The sequence below is a fragment of the Listeria ivanovii subsp. ivanovii genome (genome assembly GCF_900187025.1).
GTDB lineage: Bacteria > Bacillota > Bacilli > Lactobacillales > Listeriaceae > Listeria > Listeria ivanovii.
On the sequence record NZ_LT906478.1, the window covers coordinates 2,622,122 to 2,641,254 of the forward strand.

Here is a 19,133-nt window from a genome sequence, read left to right on the forward strand (position 1 = left end):
ACAACATTTTTCTTTATATGCATATGTTAGCATATATACATTTTGTGCGCAAGTCCCTTTTTTTAAAAAGCCCTTTAGACAACTATTTCCTCATCTAAAGGGCTCCATTTTATAAAATTTCTTCTTGCATAAACAATCCTAATCCACCAATATTGTGGTGTTTTGCTATTTTATCTGCTTTTTCAAGAGCTAATGGAATACCATTTTCCATCGCTACACCAATTTTTGCTAATTCAATCATACCTACATCATTTTCATTGTCCCCAAAAGCAATAGTGGATCCTAAATGGATATAACCATTCTCGGCAAGATATGCAAGGCCTTTTGCTTTATCAATTCCTTCATTCATAATATCGATTAAGTTGGAGGCTGACGCAAGAACGGATAGTGGTAATCCTTGCAAGGCAGCTTTGATTTCAGCTCGCTTTGTCTCATCAGACTCAATAACTAACACTTTAAGCGGGTATTCTCCTTCCTGCAGCACACTAAATGGGTCTTTAGTCAAAGTAATTGGGACTTGTTCGTTTTCTGGTAAGGTTTTATTTAATTCGTTAAAAAAGGCAATTTTGTCAGTATTTGTTGGACCAATAATTCGTTCTGTCGTATAAATGTGATAATTAACTTCAAGAGGTTGAAGTGTTTCTAGGACTGTTTTTATTAGGTCTAGCTCTATATTACTTTTGTATAGAATTTCTCCGGTAGTAAAATCTCTCACCAAACCACCGTTGCAAGAAATAACAGGGGTTTTGATTTTCAATTCATGAATAAATGGTAAAATAGCTAAATCCAGTCGTCCAGTTGCTAGAAAAAGTTTTTTGCCACCTTGTTGCCATTTCATTAAAACTTCTTTGTTCAGTGGATGAATTTGGTCCCCTTTTTTCACAAGTAAAGTTCCATCCATGTCGGTAATAACCGTGTCAATTACACTGTTTGTCAATTGTTTTCGCACCCTTCTAAAATTCCATTATTATGTACCTCGATTATAGACGAGTTTCACATGCTTGTCACGCTGATATTTGGTATACTTAGGTAGAAATGGAGGCAGATAATTAGTGAAAAAATATCTTGTTATTATCCTAACTTTGCTTTTTGGCGGGCTAGTTCTTAGCGCTTGCCAGAATAATGATGAACCCCTAAACACCTCGCCCCCTGAAGTGGATTTAAAAACGGAAATCCCGATTATTTTAATTCATGGAAGTGGTGGCGATACACATTCATTAGATGAAATTGCTGACCATTTAACGAATGATTTCGCTAGTTCCAAGGATGAACTCTCTATGTCCATCAGTAGTAACGGAAAAATTTCCTATCAAGGCGAACTAACAAAAGATGCTCACCGACCAATTATTAAGCTCGGATTTGATAAAAATCAAGCCTCTCCTGACAAGTGGGCAGAATGGTTACAGATTGCTGTTACAGATTTAAAATCACGTTATGGCTTCACTCAAATGGACGGGGTTGGTCATTCAAATGGCGGTCTAGCACTCACTTATTTTGCAGAGAATTATAGCGATGATAAGACTGTCCCTACTTTGAGGAAACTAATCGCAATCGGCTCGCCGTTCAATGACTTGGACGCCGATGATAATGCCGGTAGCCTTGATTTCCAAAAATTACCAACTTATACAAAACAAATGACTTATTTTATGAATAATAAAACAAAACTAAATCCAAATCTCGAAGTGCTTTCCATTGCCGGAAAACTTAGCGATGAAGGGGAAGCAACAGATGGTATCGTCCCAACAAACAGCTCTCTAGCTTCCAGACTGTTTGTTCCTAAAAAAGCAAAAGTCTATATGGAAGATTTGCAAGTTGGTAATAGCGCAGTTCACCAAACATTGCACGAAACACCAGAAAGCGTCGAAAAAGTCTATTGGTTTTTGGAAAAATTCCATTCTGACAAAAGCGTAACAAAATTAGTTTCTAAATAGGAGGAAAAACAAATGCTACATATTGAAGCAAAAGTACAGGCTAACCCCACCTTGGTAGAAGAGTTTTTGGCAGAAGTAAAATTAGTCATTGCAGGTTCCTTACAAGAAGAAGGGAATTATGGCTATGAACTAGTTCGTTCAGTAGATGAGATAAACACCTTTTATATTTTAGAAAAATGGGCCGATGAACCAGCAATCAAATTTCACAATAGCACCGCGCATTATAAAAAATTTAAACAAAATGTCCCTGCATTTTTAGCAGCGCCGATTGAAGTTGCTTTACTTTGTCCGGTTGAAAAATAGTAAAGTGCCTACTCACGAAAGTTAGTAGGCACTTTTTTTATTCGTTAAGCCACAAAAATATTTGATCATTCCCATCGTAACCTGCGCCATTTTGACAATGCAAATCAGAGGAAAAATGCTCTTTATCAAATAAAATCTGCTTTTTATGTTTTGCGGGAATCTGTTCGAAAAATTGATTTCCAAGTTGATAGTTATAATAATTTTCATTTTTAGCAAAAAAGACTAAAGTATCCGTGTGCAGCTTTTCGTAAGCAACTGTCTCATCAAATTCACCACATATTGCTAGCAAGTTATTTAGCGAATTCGCACCAAACACCCATTTCGCATGTTCTACTTGCCAGTTTAAAAAGGGACTATGCTCGATATAAAACGAAGCAATTTTTTCTAAAGGCGGCGGAAATCCTTTATCTAAGAACGAATGTAAGAAAAATGGCAATGGTTTTTTCAATGAATCAAGCATCGAAGGGAAATAATTGTACAAAATAATTTTATCAAATAAACTATCATCTAAGCTTGCTGCTCTTGAAAGCAGCAGTCCTCCAAGTGAAATGCCTACACCAATTTTCACACCAGTTAGTCCGATTTTATCTTGATAATAATTTATCACTTCTTTTACTACATTATTCCATTCAGCTGTAAAGACTAGCCCTGCTTTACGAATGAGATCAGATTGGCCTGGCCCTTCGTATAGCACCACATCGTAACCATTGGCTAAGGTAGCTTTCACATTGGTGAAATAGAGTTCTTCAAGAAGTGCATCGAAACCACCACAAATATAGAAGGTTCCTTTTGATGGTTGCGAAGTTTTAAAAAAGAGCGTCCTTAATTTAGTCCTCGCATACGTAATGTCGTGCTCCGTATATGCAATCTTTTTAATGGCTAAAGCTTGATAAAATAATTCCACCGATTTATTATAAACCACGATTTTCCGACTATCTTTTGGATGTAAAAAAAATTCTGCTGCTTGATAATATCTACTTGAGCGAAATAAAGCATTCCCTTTACTTTCATCCGAATGAAAATGTATCGCTCGATCTTCCAATGTTTTCGCGAATTTCGACCATTCCACGTACCACGACTCATAATTGCCATCTTTAATTTTCTCGGTTACTGTTGCTACTTCCCCATAATCCGCGCCACCAGATGGTGTATACCAAAGTAATCGCGTGGTTTCAAATTCAAACTCAAACGTTTTAAAAAAATGCCGTTTCATAAAGTTGGATTCTCCTTGTCTATGTTATACTTGTGATTATAAGCAATTAATCTTTTACAGAAAAGAGGTTACTTACAAGTGCACCCTAATGAAAATGTTTCAGATGATATGCGGCTTAGAGAATTAGCATTACCACTCCTTGGAAAATGGGTACCTTTTATATTAATTCTATTATCCAAAAGACCTTATCATTTTGCAGAGTTAGAACGGACAATGACTGGTGTTTCAAGAAAAGTTTTGAATGAAAACCTGGTTAACTTACAAGCTTCTGGTATCGTTCACAAAAGCGGTGAGTCTTCTACTGGGTTTCCAGTGTATTATAGTTTAACCGAACTAGGAAAAAGCAGTTTATTTATTTTAGAAAATATCAAAAGTTGGCTACGAGAAAATGAAGAACTAATTCGTAGTAATCGAAAAAACTTTTTTGAATAACGAAAAAAGCAATCGACTAATCGGTTGCTTTTTCTAATTAAGTAACTCGCTCAAATCCGGAATACACATTCAATCTATCCCCGCGAATAAACCCAACTGTTGTAATTTGTAGCTCTTCTGCCATTTTAATTGCGAGTTCAGTCGGAGCAGAACGCGATAAAATAATCCCGCAACCAAGCTTAGCGGTTTTCACAAGGATTTCTGAAGAGATTCGTCCACTGAATATAATTGCCTTATCTTGAGTGTTTGCCCCATCTTTCAAAGCCCGACCATAGATTTTATCCAGCGCATTATGGCGGCCAATATCCATCCGACTATATATAATGTCTGACGTACTACAAAGCGCCGCATTATGAACGCCACCCGTTTGATGAAAAGTATCCGAATTCCCTTCAAATTTTTCCATCAAACGAAAAATTTCACTTGTCGTTAACCTGAAGAGCGAATTTTGTTTCACATTAACTAAAGATGCATCCGACTGAAAGTAAAAATTTTCTCGAGATTTGCCACAACAGGAAGTAATGTAACGCTTGCCTCGGTATTTTGCATTGAATTTATTAACGAAATTGGCTGTTACTTTAGCATGACCAGTGGATTCAATAATATCTACGGAATCAATATCTTTTGGTCCACGGACAATCCCCTCTGAAGTCAAAAATCCAACTACTAAATCTTCTAAATACTCTGGTGTACAAACAATCGTCACAAGTTCGATATCATTTACATAAATTGTTAATGGATATTCTGTCGCAACAGTGGATTCTATTTCTTTAAAAACACCTGACTCAAACTGGCGAATTTTTTGTTGCGCAATAAACTCCATGTTGGCGCTCTCCCTTCTAAAGAGCAGCAGCGACCCCGTTAAAAAAGAGTATCGCTGCTCCTGATTTTATTTTAATGTTTGACCAATTTCTTTTAAAAATGTCATACCATAGCGCAGTGCTCGGTTGACGTCTGGATCTTTGAGCGACTTCATCATCGCAAGCATCCCCATGATTTCTTCTTTTTTCGCACTTTCTTCTGCTTTTTCGGCAGCATTTTTCAAGTTAGTTAGCATTTGCTCAGTTTGTTCTGGCTTCGCGCCCGTTAAAAGCTTACTAGAAATCATCATATTATTAATCGCATTAGTCACCTGCTCTTTACGCCATTCGTTTAAGAAGGTTTTCGTAATGTCACCACGCGCTTTAATCGCACTATTCAAAGCTTCTAGAGCACCAGATTCTTGTAATAGCTTGACCGTCTCAACCATCTCTACAAAACCAGAATCTTCTTCTACAATATTAGCTTTGATTTGCGCTAGCCGTTCTTGTTCTATTTCCTCAGGTGTTTTTTTCGTATCTCGAATCGTTGAAATTGGTTCTGCCATCAGTGATTCCTCCCTTTTCCACCGCAACCACAATTTCCACCACATGAACAATTCACTTTGGAAATTGGTTGATAATCTTCCCTTGACCATTTACGTTCCACTTCCACTCCATTTTGGGGGAACCTTTTACGATTGCGTGGGTTATGATCTGGTAGTGGATTTTTACCATTTTTTTTGAGCACCGTTAGATTTACCTTTGTTTGTTTATATGCCGGCGTTTTTGTTCGGACATCCCCTGCGCTGGATGTTAAAAGGTTTACTGCTGTTTCACTGCTGACAGAGTGCATCGGAACATAAACTTCATTCCCTTTCATTCTGTCTGTAACAACTGCCCGAAGCTTAATCCGGCCATATGGAGAACTTAATCTCACAAGCGAGCCACTTTCAATATCACGCTCTTTAGCAAGCTCAAGCGAAACTTCTACAAAAACTTCTGGTAATTTATAATCTAAGCCCTTCGATTTATCTGTTAAATTACCTTCATGGAATTGTTCCAATAAGCGCCCATTATTTAGCGTTAAATTATACTCTTCCGGGAAAGTAATAGGTGGAATGTAAGGCAAAGTCGAAAACTGCGCCTTACCATCTGGAAAATTAAACCGTTCTTCATAAAGTAGCGGCATATCTTCCCCATCCGCACTAACTGGCCATACGAGGCTTTCAAATCCTTTCATCCGGTCATAACGAACGCCCGCAAAAAATGGAGCTAAACTAGCAATTTCGTCCATAATCTCACTCGGATGTGTGTAATTCCAATCTGCTCTGCCACATGCTCTTGCAACTTCTTGAATGATCCACCAGTCTGGTTTCGAATCACCCAGCGGCTCTAACACTTCATAAAGTCTTTGCACGCGGCGTTCCGTATTGGTAAATGTTCCTTCTTTTTCAAGTGAAGGTGCTGCAGGGAAAACGACATCAGCAAATTGAGCTGTTTTGGAAAGAAAGACATCTTGAACTACAAAGAAATCAAGACTAGTTAGAATATCCTGTACATGATTGGAATTTGAGTCTACCCACGCCATTTCCTCCCCAATAACATACATTGAATGGAGTGTTCCAGCTTCAACAGCATCTAACATTTCATTGTTTTTCAGTCCTGGTTCTGGTGAAATGGATACACCGTAAGCCGCTTCAAAACGAGCGCGAACTTCATCATTTCCTAGTGGTTGAATACCTGGCAGAACGTTTGGTAAGGACCCCATATCACATGCACCTTGTACATTATTGTGCCCTCTAAGTGGATATGCTCCGGCTCCATGTCTACCAAAGTTCCCGGTAACTAAAAGCAAATTCGCAATCGCTGAAGAAGTATGCGATCCAGCAATGTTTTGCGTCACACCCATACCCCAACAAACTGCGGTTCCATCAGCTTCATGTACCATTTTTGCTACAAGTTTCAATGTCTCTACTGATAATCCCGTTTCTTTTTCAGCATAATCAAGCGTAAATGGCGCTAAAAATTCCAAATAATCTGCCACATTGCTAATCCGATTTTCCATAAAGCCCTTATCATGCCATCCCTGATCAATTATATATTTAGCAACTGCAGTCAACCAAACAAAATCTGTTCCTTGTTTGGGATGAATAAATAAATCGGAGCGTTCAGCCATTTCATGTTTGCGCAAGTCCGAAACAATCAGCTTTTGACCGCGCGTTTTTTGTGCTCGTTTAATTCGACTTGCAAGAACTGGATGTCCATCAGCTGGAGAAGCTCCTACGATAATCACGAGTCCCGCAGTCTCAATATCTTCCACTGTACCCGAATCTGCGCCAATCCCAACTGTGCGAGTTAGCCCATCGGAAGCAGGTGCCTGACAATATCTGGAACAGTTATCAATATTATTCGTCTCGAACACTTGTCTAGCTAATTTTTGCATCAAATAGTTTTCTTCATTGGTTGTTTTAGATGAACTAATAAAGCCAAGTGCATCATTGCCATATTTTGCTTGAATTTCTCGTAATTTTGTTGCAACTAAATGAATTGCATCTTCCCAACTCGCTGGAACAAATTCATTGCCCTCTCGAATCAACGGTGTTGTAATTCGTTTTTCGCTATTAACAAAGTCCCAACCAAATTTACCTTTTACACAAGTAGCAAATTTGTTCACCGGACCTTCACCTGTTGGTTCGACTTTCAAAATTTTGCGGTCCTTTGTCCAAACTTCAAACGTACAGCCCACTCCACAAAAAGTACAAACTGTTTTCGTTTTCTTTGTCCGCGTTTCTCGCATTGCCGCTTCCATTTCTGACACAGCAAAAACAGTTTGATAATTTGGCTCCACTTTTTTCACCATATCAATCATTGGTTCAAGCATATCTTCATCCAGACCGGTCATAAAACCAGCCTGTCCAAGCATTGATTTCTCCATAAGTGCATTACATGGACAAACAGTGGCACATAGTCCACACGAAACACAAGACGACAAGTTAGCCGGTTTGTCATCATCCCAAATGACCCTCGGCTGACTTCGCTCCCAATCAATCGAAAGCGTCTCATTCACTTGCACCTGTTGACAAGCTTCGACGCACCTTCCACAAAGAATGCATTGATCTGGATCATAACGATAAAACGGATGAGAGAAATCATTCAAATAGCCTTTTTCGCGGTAAGGTCGCTCTTGCGCTTCTACACCAAGCAATTCTGTTGTATTATGTACCTTGCAATTCCCATTATTATTATCACAAACCGTACAATAAAGTAAATGATTTTCCAAAATCCTATCCATTGCTTCCAGTTGTGCTTCTGTCGCCACTTCTGAATTGGTTTTAATTTCCATTCCATCTGTAACTTTCGTACTACATGCTCGCATAAGTTCCCCGTCAACCTCACACATACACGTATCACAAGACTGAATCGGTCCAATTTGCTCACTGTAACATATATGCGGATGTTCGATTCCTTCTGCATTCAAATAATCTAAAATCCGTGTACCTTCTGTCACATTTCGCTGCTCGCCATTAATCTTTACTGATATTTTTGCGCTCATCATATTACCTCCTCTTTAAAGAAAGCGGTTACAATTTGTTTATATTATAACAGTTCTTATCTAAAAATCACAGTAATATGGTAGCTGATAATCATTCTCAAATATTGCTACTATGCGATTTCTATCACAAGAAATACTTAATATATTGACAATTGGCTAACTTTTCTGTATTCTTTATACAAAGCTATGATGAGAAGAGTACGGTTTCTGTTTTTTCTAAAAGAGAGTTCCCTCCGCTGAAAAGGAACAAAAAACAATTCCTGAAAATGGCCTCTGCGTTTTGTTGTTGAATATAAGTAAGCTACAACGGATTTGGCGTCCGTTATCAAGCGCCCTAAGTATGAACTAATACTTATCTGAGGTTTTCAGTGGGAGCTGAAAATGATTTAAGGTGGTACCGCGTGAAATTGTCTCGCCCTTATCCAAGTTATCAACTGGACTAGGGCGATTTTTTATTTAACCCTAAATTTTTAAAATGGAGGAATTAAAATGACAAAACAATTACTCGTTTTACAGTCAGATTTTGGGATTAGTGACGGTGCCGTTAGCGCCATGTACGGTGTGATTAATAGCGTTAGTCTGGATCTACAAATATATGATTTAACGCACCAAATTCCTCAATTTAATATTTGGGAAGCTTCTTATCGATTACTACAAACAGTTACTTACTGGCCTAAAGATACTATTTTTGTTTCGATTGTCGATCCTGGCGTTGGCTCTGAACGTCGAAGTGTTGCTGTCTTAACCGAAGAAGGTCATTATATTATTACACCTGACAACGGCACTTTAACTCATATCGCTCATTACGGACGCCTAAAAGCCATTCGTTTAATTGATGAAGCTAAGAACCGTTTGCCAAAATCAGGCGCATCACACACATTTCACGGCCGAGATATCTTTGCCTACACTGCTGCTAGACTTGCTGCTGGAAAAATTCGCTTTGAAGATATCGGACCTGAAGCCCCAGCTGAATCAATTGTTTCTTTGAGCCTTAGTGAGTCTTATTTAGAAAATGAACAGGCATTTGGGACAATTGACATTATTGACCGACCATTTGGTAACTTGTGGACTAATATTCGTCGTACTGACTTTTTACAATTAGATGTGAATTATGGCGACTCCATTGAAGTTTTAATTAAATATCACGACCTCATAGTTTATAAAAATTTCGTCACGTATAGCCGTTCTTTCGCTGATTTACGAATTGGCGAGGCACTCATCTACGTTAACTCACTTGATAATCTTGGGTTAGGCATCAATCAAGGATCCTTCGTCGATGCTTATTCAGTTGGAACTGGAACAAGCTGGAAAGTTACTTTAAAAAAAGAATAGAAAAAAAGGACAAAAATCTATACTGGATTTTTGTCCTTTTTTCAATATTTATTTCGTATATTCTTTTACAATTGGCTCTTGTTTTTTCGTTTTAAGGAAGAAGCTCAAGAACATCCCAATAGCTGCGAAAATAGCTGCAACCATAAAGGCCGCACGCATGCCATCTAAGCTAGCATCCTGTGCCTGTTGTGCGAATGCAGCAGGATCCGTCCCCGCTAACATCTTACCAGGCATATTATTTTTCGTTACATTAGTTAAAACAGTAATTAAGACAGCTGTACCAATCGAACCAGCAATTTGTCGTATTGTATTGTTAACTGCTGAACCATGATTGATCAAGTGATTTGGCAGTGCATTCATTCCGGCAGTTGAAACTGGCATCATCGCCATCGAAATACCGAAGAATCGGACTGCATAAAATACCACAATATACCAAAGTGGTGTATCCATCGTTAAGAACATAAATGGTATCGTACCAATAGTTAAAATGGTAACCCCAGTAATCGTCAGCCACTTAGCTCCAATTTTATCAAATATAATTCCTGTAATCGGACTCATTATCCCCATGATTATTGCCCCTGGAAGTAACAATAGTCCTGATTGTAAAGCAGATTCTCCGCGAATAGTTTGAATGTATAATGGTAATACAATTTCCGCACCAATCATTGCCATAGTAACAATCGAACCAAGAACTACGGAAAGTGAGAATACTGGATATTTAAATACATGTAGTTCCAACATTGGGTTTTCAATAACAAGTTGACGCCAAACAAAGAGAGCGATGACAACAACACCGATAATTAATGTTGTTACAACTGTTGCATCCCCCCAGCCATCATTCCCTGCTGAACTAAACCCATAAAGAAGTGCTCCAAAACCAATTGATGACATAACGATGGAAAGATAGTCAATCTTGGTTTTTGTTAATTTAACTACTTTCTTCATTCCAAAAAATGCTAAAGCTATATCAATTACTGCAATTGGAATTAATATTAGGAATAAAACTCTCCAGTCATATGAATCTACAATCCAACCAGACAAAGTTGGACCAATCGCTGGAGCAAAGGCAATTACTAAGCCCATAAGCCCCATTGCAGCTCCACGCTTTTCACGAGGGAAAATCAGTAAGAAGATTGTTTGCAAGAGTGGCATCATAATCCCCGCACCAGCTGCTTGAACAATTCTACCAGTTAATAGCATCGGGAACGAACCAGCCATTGAGGCAATAATTGTCCCTACTGTAAATACAGACATTGCTGTAATAAATAACGTTTTTGAACTAATTTTTTCAATTAAAAGTGCTGTTATCGGAATCATAATCCCATTTGTCAGCAAGAAAGCCGTTGTTAGCCACTGGCCGGTTGCTGCTGTAATGTGCAAATCATCCATAATCATTGGTAACGCTGTTGCTAAGAGTGTCTGATTCAATATTGCTACAAATGCCCCAATAATCATTGTTACTACTAATAAACTTCTGCTATACGATTTCCCGTTTACATCAACAGGACGTTCTACTGCTGTACTATTCAAAATTAATACCCCTTCCCATGTGGAAATTTCCAGATGAATAATAGAAGTATAATAAAAAAAGACTAACAAGTCAATAAAAATGACCGGTTAGTCCAAAAATTATAAAAGTCCGTTCACGCATAGTTCTAATTTATTTACTTCTTTTGTTAAAGTTGCTGGCACATGTTGCTTTAAATACAGCAAAGTTCCTTGAATCATAAAGTCTCTCGGGGCTTCATTATTGTTTATTTCACCAACTAAAGCATTCATTGACTCTTTATACTGCCATTTATCTGAATCAGCTATATCTGCATTATCAATCCCCGCGCTCAGATCTTCCAGTGCTTCTCTAAGCTTTGCTAAACGTTTCTTTCGCATCATTATATGATCAGGCACTAAATTTTCGGTATCCTCATCAGTAAACACAATTTCCCCACTAGTAAGGATATCTTTCACAAGCGCATCTAGCCTTCTGACTACGTATGGAATCGCACGATCGATTAAACCCGTATTAATATTTTTACTACCATTCGCAAATACATACATCGCCGCCATCCCACTAAGCAACATAGTAATATCATTAATATAAGGAGCTGTTTCCTCCCCGTATACCTCTAGTAACTGATTCTTCACCCACTCCATATTCTTAAGTCGAACACTTTGTAAGAATGAATTAAAATCATCATCAATCATTGCTTGGGAAAAAGTAATATTTAAAATCTCGCCATTTTCGGTGTAAAAGCGAATGATAATCTTCAAACATTCAGTAAAATTATCCTTTTTCATTCCAGGAAGAGCCATGGTATACTCTAAGCGTTGATGCAAAACGGAATATTCTTGTTTAAAAATCACAATTGCCAGTTCCTCTTTAGAAGTAAAATAATTATAGAAAGTCCCTTTAGAAATCTCAGCAGCATCTACTATATCCTGCACTGATGTTTTTAAATAACCTTGTTTTTGAAACACTTCTTTAGCTGACTTAATAATCCGTTGCTTCTTCTCCTTCAAAAAAACACCTCATTATCAATATATTATACATCTAGTATAAGCTATTTATACTACCTATTCAACACTATCATAAAAGCTAATAAATTCTTTTCCTAGTTCAGTTAAACAATATTTCTGGCTCAATCTTGTTAACCCATCAGAATTATTTTTTCGAGCTAGAAATCCATTTCCTTCAAGCCAGTAAATCGTATAAATTAATTTGTTTTTTGTTATTTTATACTTTCCAGTTATAATAATATTTTCTTTTTTTGCTAAATCAAAAATTCTCTCTGATTTATCTTTAAACATTACAAGTATTGAATATATTATTTCTCTTTCCGGTAGCACACTTCTTCCCTCCTTTTAAAACAACAAAAAAGGCTTCGTCTACTAACGAATACCACCTAATATTTCTCTTGTATTAATCCCACTTGAATGTTACCTTGTTTTATATTGTATTATATAGTTAAGGAGTTATGCAAGCTGTTTTTTATCTTATCTATTCTAAACTGTTCATTGTATTGAACTATCTGATTTTCGTGATTTAGAAAAAAAGCACTAAACACTTATACCTTATGTGATCATTATATTTCCATCAACAAATTGCGTTTTAACGTGTCTGCTAATACAATAGAATAGTCTAAAATAGATTAAAGAATTATTTATAAAAAAAGCACTCGCGATTAAACGAGCGCTCAAAGTATATAGGTGCATATCCTTCAATACATCAAACATTTAAGCACGAGTCCTAGTTTCTCAAAGGCTGTACCACTGTTCCATCAAATATAGCCTCAGTTTCCCCAACGCTTATATACTCACTAAACTTATAGCTTACTTCATCTGTATAAACTGGCAATTCCCACATGACACAACCATCTACATATTTCCCATTATTACTGATATAATATGGAGCAATCCATCTTCCATCTGGGTCTTTGACAGTATTTGTAATATACAATTCCGGCTGATATCTTACTGGTTCATTCACACATTTCTGACCAGTTAAATCTATCCAGTTAACTTTCTTCAACCTATTTAGTCCACCTGTATTTGTTATTTCATTACCATGCAAATCTAATACCTCTAGTTTAGATAAAAAGCCAAGCGCCACAATACTTCTTAGCTTATTATTACGAATAGATAAGATTTCTAGATTTTTCAAATGAATAAGCGAATCAGTATCTCTGAGTTCGTTATTATCTACAAACAAGCGAGCTAAACAAGCACTTGGAATTCCGTTTAAATTTTTCAGTTTATTTCTATTCACATACAACTCTTCTAACTTAGTTAAATCCTTTAAAGGACTAAGATCACTTATTTGATTGTGAGATAGATGCAGTTCTTTTAAATTAGTAAAAAATTGCATTCCTGCAAGGGATTGAATGTTGCTATTATCTCCATTGAAATTTTGAACTCCATCTAGTTCCTTTTGAGAGACAAGGTCTGTAACACTTTGCTTCCCTAAATTTTGTTTCACTGCATTCGCTAGACCAGGATCTGGAAAAACTTGGTTAATAGGCATTGGTCGTAGAATACTCGCAGCCTGTACCTTTGTTCCAGAACCTGTACTAATGCACAAACCTACAATTAATACTAGCATTGCTACTACTACATTTTGTAACCAATTATTTTTTTTCAATATTCTCCACTCCTTAAAAATAAATTTAGAAACACAAAAGAGAATTTTCAGATACATTATATTTAACAAACTCTGTTAACCTTTTTTATGTCCCTTTGTATACTTATATGTTAGCAAAAACAAGCGATACTTATATTAACAAGCGTTAAAAATTTTCGAAAATCAGTAAATTTTTCAAAACATGTTCTCTCTTTCTTGCTGTTTGCTAATCCAAGTTGCCTCACGTGGCTCCACTTGCCATATTTTTTCGCATAAAAAAGCCCCCGCCATTAAGCGAGAGCAAATGTTTTACACGCGTATATAGGTGCCTAAGCCTAACATTTATGCACAAGTTATTGATTAACAAGTGTTTTAATAAAATAGGTATTATATTCCTGTAATGGATTAGGTGCATTTATCTTGAATCTAAATTTATGCTAATCTGTTTCGTTTATTTTGCGAGACAATTGTAGAATGATCCTTGGCAATTTTCTAATGCCTTTAAGTATAATGGCTGTTTCACTGTCACAGTAAAGTTACCCTCTGCTTCACCGACTTCTATAATTCTCGCATATTTATAACTTACTTCTTTTGTATAAGCAGATAATTTCCATTTAACATAGCCATTTGTATATTCTCCATTGTCACTAATATCTGTTGGAAGTACCAATGCTCCATCCGGACCTTTAATAGTATTTGGAATAACTAAATTTGCTTTGTATGCTACTGGTTCATTCACACAATTTTGAAAAGCCGCATCTAACAAAGTTAGTTTCTTCAAATTCCCTATTGCACTTAAATCTCTTACTTTATTGTTCCTCAAATCCAATATTCTTAAATTAGTTAAATGAGCAAGTACGTCAATGTTACTTAGCTTATTTTTACTAATAGTCAATGTCTCTAGTTGCGGTACATGAACAAGCGAACTAATATCTGTAATTTCATTCCCATCTACCAATAAGCGAACCAATTTTGCACTTGGAATGCCGTTTAAATTTTTCAGCTTATTATCGTTCAAACAAAGTAGGGTTAAATTAGCTAAATCCTTTAAAGGACTAAGATCGCTTATCTGATTACGAGACAGATGCAACTCTTCTAAATTATTTAAGCATTGTAACCCTTCTAAAGATTTGATGTCCTTATCATTGCCATACAAGTATTTTCTTATTCCATCTAGTTCCCTTTGTGAAACAACATCTGTCACACTTCTTTTCTTTAAAGCCTCTTTCACTGCTTTTGCTAGACCAGGATCTGGAAAGATTTGATCAATTGGCATTGGATGTGGAATAATCGCCGCCTCCACCTTTGTTCCCAAATTTGTGTTAACACATACAACAATCGCCGTTAATAAAAGTGCTAGTAACACATTTTTTAACCAAAATTTTTTTCTCACCGATTTACACTCCTCTTACATAAATTGGAAATATCAAAGAGAACTTTCGTATGAATAGTTTTTGTTACTTAACTACTTTCATATCCCTTTAACGCATTCCAATTTTGTATTTTATCTGAAAAGAGTCGTTTTTTATATAACAAAAGTTAATATTACAGTTTATAAGAACAATTTTTTCTAAATTTAGGGATTTTGCTATTTTTAAGCAAATAAAAAAAGCTTCGCATATCAGCGAAACATTTAGAATACCAATGTATTATATAAGCCACTTGTCGGATTTGAACCGACGACCCCTTCCTTACCATGGAAGTGCTCTACCAACTGAGCTAAAGCGGCAGTAAGCCTTTCACAAAAAAATGGCTCCACAGGCAGGACTCGAACCTGCGACCGATCGGTTAACAGCCGATTGCTCTACCAACTGAGCTACTGTGGAATAATTAATTGCCCGGCAGCGACCTACTCTCGCAGGGGGAAGCCCCCAACTACCATTGGCGCAGAGAAGCTTAACTACCGTGTTCGGGATGGGAACGGGTGTGACCTTCTCGCCATAACTACCAGACAATATTGAATTGTTGAAAGATTGCTCTCTCAAAACTAGAGAAGAAAGGGTTCAGTTAGGTAACTTCGTTTCATTTTTTGGTTAAGTCCTCGATCGATTAGTATTTGTCCGCTCCATGTATCGCTACACTTCCACTCCAAACCTATCTACCTGATCATCTTTCAGGGATCTTACTTTCCGAAGAAATGGGAAATCTCATCTTGAGGGGGGCTTCACGCTTAGATGCTTTCAGCGTTTATCCCTGCCACACATAGCTACCCAGCGATGCTCCTGGCGGAACAACTGGTACACCAGCGGTGTGTCCATCCCGGTCCTCTCGTACTAAGGACAGCTCCTCTCAAATTTCCTGCGCCCGCGACGGATAGGGACCGAACTGTCTCACGACGTTCTGAACCCAGCTCGCGTGCCGCTTTAATGGGCGAACAGCCCAACCCTTGGGACCGACTACAGCCCCAGGATGCGACGAGCCGACATCGAGGTGCCAAACCTCCCCGTCGATGTGGACTCTTGGGGGAGATAAGCCTGTTATCCCCGGGGTAGCTTTTATCCGTTGAGCGATGGCCCTTCCATGCGGAACCACCGGATCACTAAGCCCGACTTTCGTCCCTGCTCGACTTGTCAGTCTCGCAGTCAAGCTCCCTTGTGCCTTTACACTCTGCGAATGATTTCCATCCATTCTGAGGGAACCTTTGGGCGCCTCCGTTACTCTTTAGGAGGCGACCGCCCCAGTCAAACTGCCCACCTGACACTGTCTCCCCACGCGCTAAGCGTGGCGGGTTAGAATGGTCATACAGCCAGGGTAGTATCCCACCATTGCCTCCTCGTATGCTAGCGCACACGTCTCTTCGGCTCCTACCTATCCTGTACAAGCGGTACAAACATTCCATATCAGGTTGCAGTAAAGCTCCACGGGGTCTTTCCGTCCTGTCGCGGGTAACCTGCATCTTCACAGGTACTATAATTTCACCGAGTCTCTCGTTGAGACAGTGCCCAGATCGTTGCGCCTTTCGTGCGGGTCGGAACTTACCCGACAAGGAATTTCGCTACCTTAGGACCGTTATAGTTACGGCCGCCGTTTACTGGGGCTTCAATTCGTACCTTCGCCGAAGCTAAGCACTCCTCTTAACCTTCCAGCACCGGGCAGGCGTCAGCCCCTATACGTCACCTTACGGTTTTGCAGAGACCTGTGTTTTTGCTAAACAGTCGCCTGGGCCTATTCACTGCGGCTCTCTCGGGCTTGCACCCTAATAGAGCACCCCTTCTCCCGAAGTTACGGGGTCATTTTGCCGAGTTCCTTAACGAGAGTTCTCTCGCTCACCTTAGGATTCTCTCCTCATCTACCTGTGTCGGTTTGCGGTACGGGCAGTACTACTCTTCCTAGAGGCTTTTCTTGACAGCGTGAAATCAGGAACTTCCGTACTTCATTTCCTTCCCCATCACAGCTCATGCTTCGCGAGAAGCGGATTTGCCTACTTCTCACACTTACTGCTTGGACGCACATTTCCATTCGTGCGATTCCCTATCCTTCTGTGTCACCCCATCGGTTAAACAATTAGCACTGGTACAGGAATCTCTACCTGTTGTCCATCGCCTACGCCTATCGGCCTCGGCTTAGGTCCCGACTAACCCTGAGCGGACGAGCCTTCCTCAGGAAACCTTAGATATTCGGTGGAAGGGATTCTCACCCTTCTTTCGCTACTCATACCGGCATTCTCACTTCTAAGCGCTCCACCAGTCCTTCCGGTCTGACTTCACCGCCCTTAGAACGCTCTCCTACCACGAACCTCTATAAGAGGTTCATCCACAGTTTCGGTAATATGTTTAGCCCCGGTACATTTTCGGCGCGGGGTCACTCGACCAGTGAGCTATTACGCACTCTTTCAATGGTGGCTGCTTCTAAGCCAACATCCTGGTTGTCTAAGCAACCCCACATCCTTTTCCACTTAACATATATTTGGGGACCTTAACTGGTGGTCTGGGCTGTTTCCCTTTCGACTACGGATCTTATCACTCGCAGTCTGACTCCCGAGTATAAGTACATGGCATTCGGAGTTTATCTGAATTCGGTAACCCGAGAAGGGCCCCTAGTCCAAACAGTGCTCTACCTCCATGACTCTTTACCTCGAGGCTAGCCCTAAAGCTATTTCGGAGAGAACCAGCTATCTCCAAGTTCGATTGGAATTTCTCCGCTACCCACACCTCATCCCCGCACTTTTCAACGTGCGTGGGTTCGGACCTCCAGTAAGTATTACCTTACCTTCATCCTGGACATGGGTAGATCACCTGGTTTCGGGTCTACGACCTGTTACTTATTCGCCCTATTCAGACTCGCTTTCGCTACGGCTCCGCTTTTTCCGCTTAACCTTGCAACAAATCGTAACTCGCCGGTTCATTCTACAAAAGGCACGCTATCACCCATTAACGGGCTCTAACTACTTGTAGGCACACGGTTTCAGGAACTGTTTCACTCCCCTTCCGGGGTGCTTTTCACCTTTCCCTCACGGTACTGGTTCACTATCGGTCACTAGGGAGTATTTAGCCTTGGGAGATGGTCCTCCCGGATTCCGACGGAATTTCACGTGTTCCGCCGTACTCAGGATCCACTCTGGAGGGAAAGCTATTTCAACTACCGGGCTGTTACCGTCTTTGGCGGGCCTTTCCAGACCGCTTCATTTATAACTTTCTTTTGTAACTCCGTATAGAGTGTCCTACAACCCCAAGAAGCAAGCTTCTTGGTTTGGGCTTTTTCCGTTTCGCTCGCCGCTACTCAGGAAATCGATTTTTCTTTCTCTTCCTCCAGGTACTTAGATGTTTCAGTTCCCTGGGTCTGCCTTCCTCACGCTATGTATTCACGTAAGGATACTATCCGACTAAAGATAGTGGGTTCCCCCATTCGGAAATCTCTGGATCAACGCTTACGTACAGCTCCCCAAAGCATATCGGTGTTAGTCCCGTCCTTCTTCGGCTCCTAGTGCCAAGGCATCCACCGTGCGCCCTTTCTAACTTAACCAATTTACTTCGATGAAGTAAAGGTTGTTTTTCTGATTTTTCGTATCAGCGATGATACTTCCAATCAGATGAAAGATTCACTTTCAGATGATTCTCGGTTACTTGTGTCATAAATAGTTACCTATTTATGCTAACTTTACTAACTTTCTTATCTAGTTTTCAAAGAACAATTTTGGTGGAGCCTAGCGGGATCGAACCGCTGACCTCCTGCGTGCAAAGCAGGCGCTCTCCCAGCTGAGCTAAGGCCCCTTAAATAGGTTATACAGTGTTTCTTCTGTCAGAAAGAAAAAGTGGGCCTAAATGGACTCGAACCATCGACCTCACGCTTATCAGGCGTGCGCTCTAACCAGCTGAGCTATAGGCCCGTCAATAATGTAGTGGCTCTTTGCCCAAGGCAACGCGCCGTGCGTACTTTATCTGACATCTAAGAGAGTGACCTCTCAAAACTGAACAAACAGAGAAGAACGAAAACTCACAGGTTTCCTTTTCCTTAG

General features: G+C 39.4%; 14 protein-coding genes, 4 tRNA genes, 2 rRNA genes and 1 other annotated feature. Of the genes, 4 read left to right on the forward strand and 16 right to left on the reverse strand.

Annotated elements, in window-relative coordinates:
* Positions 1-109: 109 nt before the first annotated feature.
* The gene (locus tag CKV67_RS13015; RefSeq protein WP_014093784.1) at positions 110-937 is read right to left on the reverse strand and encodes a Cof-type HAD-IIB family hydrolase; all 828 of its coding nucleotides are present in this window, start codon (positions 935-937) and stop codon (positions 110-112) included.
* 115 nt (positions 938-1,052) lie between these two features.
* On the opposite strand from CKV67_RS13015, the gene CKV67_RS13020 reads away from it, so the two are divergent.
* The gene (locus tag CKV67_RS13020; RefSeq protein WP_014093785.1) at positions 1,053-1,931 is read left to right on the forward strand and encodes an alpha/beta hydrolase; all 879 of its coding nucleotides are present in this window, start codon (positions 1,053-1,055) and stop codon (positions 1,929-1,931) included.
* A gap of 12 nt (positions 1,932-1,943) precedes the next feature.
* Positions 1,944-2,234 carry a putative quinol monooxygenase gene (locus tag CKV67_RS13025; protein WP_014093786.1) on the forward strand — a complete coding sequence of 97 codons (291 nt, stop codon included), beginning with the start codon at positions 1,944-1,946 and terminating at the stop codon, positions 2,232-2,234.
* Between the two features lie 37 nt (positions 2,235-2,271).
* On the opposite strand, the gene CKV67_RS13030 is transcribed toward CKV67_RS13025, so the two are convergent.
* Positions 2,272-3,447: an alpha/beta hydrolase family protein gene (locus tag CKV67_RS13030; protein ID WP_014093787.1), complete on the reverse strand. Its 1,176-nt coding sequence runs from the start codon at positions 3,445-3,447 to the stop codon at positions 2,272-2,274.
* A 78-nt stretch (positions 3,448-3,525) separates the two neighbouring features.
* Here CKV67_RS13030 and CKV67_RS13035 point away from each other — a divergent pair, with 78 nt between their 5' ends.
* A complete protein-coding gene (locus tag CKV67_RS13035) occupies positions 3,526-3,879 on the forward strand; it encodes a winged helix-turn-helix transcriptional regulator (protein WP_014093788.1) in 354 nt (117 codons plus the stop codon).
* Positions 3,880-3,916: 37 nt separating this feature from the next.
* Here CKV67_RS13035 and fdhD read toward each other — a convergent pair whose 3' ends face one another.
* The 3 genes from fdhD to fdhF form a co-directional block, all read right to left on the reverse strand.
* Entirely contained in the window at positions 3,917-4,702 is a 786-nt protein-coding gene (gene fdhD, locus CKV67_RS13040) for a formate dehydrogenase accessory sulfurtransferase FdhD (RefSeq protein WP_014093789.1), read from the reverse strand.
* 66 nt (positions 4,703-4,768) lie between these two features.
* Positions 4,769-5,245 (reverse strand): helical membrane plugin domain-containing protein, encoded by a 477-nt coding sequence (locus tag CKV67_RS13045; protein ID WP_014093790.1) that lies wholly within the window; start codon positions 5,243-5,245, stop codon positions 4,769-4,771.
* Positions 5,245-8,232, reverse strand: coding sequence for a formate dehydrogenase subunit alpha (gene fdhF, locus CKV67_RS13050; RefSeq protein ID WP_014093791.1), 2,988 nt, complete (start codon positions 8,230-8,232; stop codon positions 5,245-5,247). The genes CKV67_RS13045 and fdhF overlap by 1 nt, the downstream gene beginning before the upstream one ends.
* Positions 8,233-8,409: 177 nt before the next feature.
* Positions 8,410-8,655: a binding site (T-box leader), on the forward strand.
* A 66-nt stretch (positions 8,656-8,721) separates the two neighbouring features.
* Here fdhF and CKV67_RS13055 point away from each other — a divergent pair.
* Positions 8,722-9,564: an SAM hydrolase/SAM-dependent halogenase family protein gene (locus CKV67_RS13055; RefSeq protein ID WP_025280099.1), complete on the forward strand. Its 843-nt coding sequence runs from the start codon at positions 8,722-8,724 to the stop codon at positions 9,562-9,564.
* Positions 9,565-9,612: 48 nt separating this feature from the next.
* Here the strand turns inward: CKV67_RS13055 and mdrT are convergent, their stop codons facing one another.
* From mdrT to CKV67_RS13110, 11 genes are all read right to left on the reverse strand, one after another.
* Entirely contained in the window at positions 9,613-11,094 is a 1,482-nt protein-coding gene (gene mdrT / locus CKV67_RS13060) for a cholic acid efflux MFS transporter MdrT (RefSeq protein WP_014093793.1), read from the reverse strand.
* A 99-nt stretch (positions 11,095-11,193) separates the two neighbouring features.
* Complete coding sequence (gene brtA, locus CKV67_RS13065) at positions 11,194-12,081, reverse strand: bile-regulated transcriptional regulator BrtA (protein WP_014093794.1); 888 nt, start codon at positions 12,079-12,081, stop codon at positions 11,194-11,196.
* 54 nt (positions 12,082-12,135) lie between these two features.
* On the reverse strand, positions 12,136-12,408 hold the full coding sequence (locus CKV67_RS13070) for a DUF3116 family protein (protein ID WP_025280100.1): 273 nt from the start codon (positions 12,406-12,408) through the stop codon (positions 12,136-12,138).
* A gap of 400 nt (positions 12,409-12,808) precedes the next feature.
* Positions 12,809-13,699, reverse strand: a complete 891-nt coding sequence (locus tag CKV67_RS13075) for an Ig-like domain-containing protein (RefSeq protein WP_014093796.1) — start codon at positions 13,697-13,699, stop codon at positions 12,809-12,811.
* A gap of 430 nt (positions 13,700-14,129) precedes the next feature.
* Positions 14,130-15,071: a leucine-rich repeat domain-containing protein gene (locus tag CKV67_RS13080; RefSeq protein WP_014093797.1), complete on the reverse strand. Its 942-nt coding sequence runs from the start codon at positions 15,069-15,071 to the stop codon at positions 14,130-14,132.
* A gap of 263 nt (positions 15,072-15,334) precedes the next feature.
* Positions 15,335-15,407 (reverse strand) — tRNA-Thr (locus tag CKV67_RS13085).
* A 21-nt stretch (positions 15,408-15,428) separates the two neighbouring features.
* Positions 15,429-15,504 (reverse strand) — tRNA-Asn (locus tag CKV67_RS13090).
* A 10-nt stretch (positions 15,505-15,514) separates the two neighbouring features.
* Positions 15,515-15,630, reverse strand: a 5S ribosomal RNA gene (gene rrf / locus CKV67_RS13095).
* 77 nt (positions 15,631-15,707) lie between these two features.
* A 23S ribosomal RNA gene (locus CKV67_RS13100) occupies positions 15,708-18,640 on the reverse strand.
* Positions 18,641-18,812: 172 nt separating this feature from the next.
* Positions 18,813-18,888, reverse strand: a tRNA-Ala gene (locus tag CKV67_RS13105).
* A gap of 42 nt (positions 18,889-18,930) precedes the next feature.
* Positions 18,931-19,004, reverse strand: a tRNA-Ile gene (locus CKV67_RS13110).
* Positions 19,005-19,133: the final 129 nt, after the last annotated feature.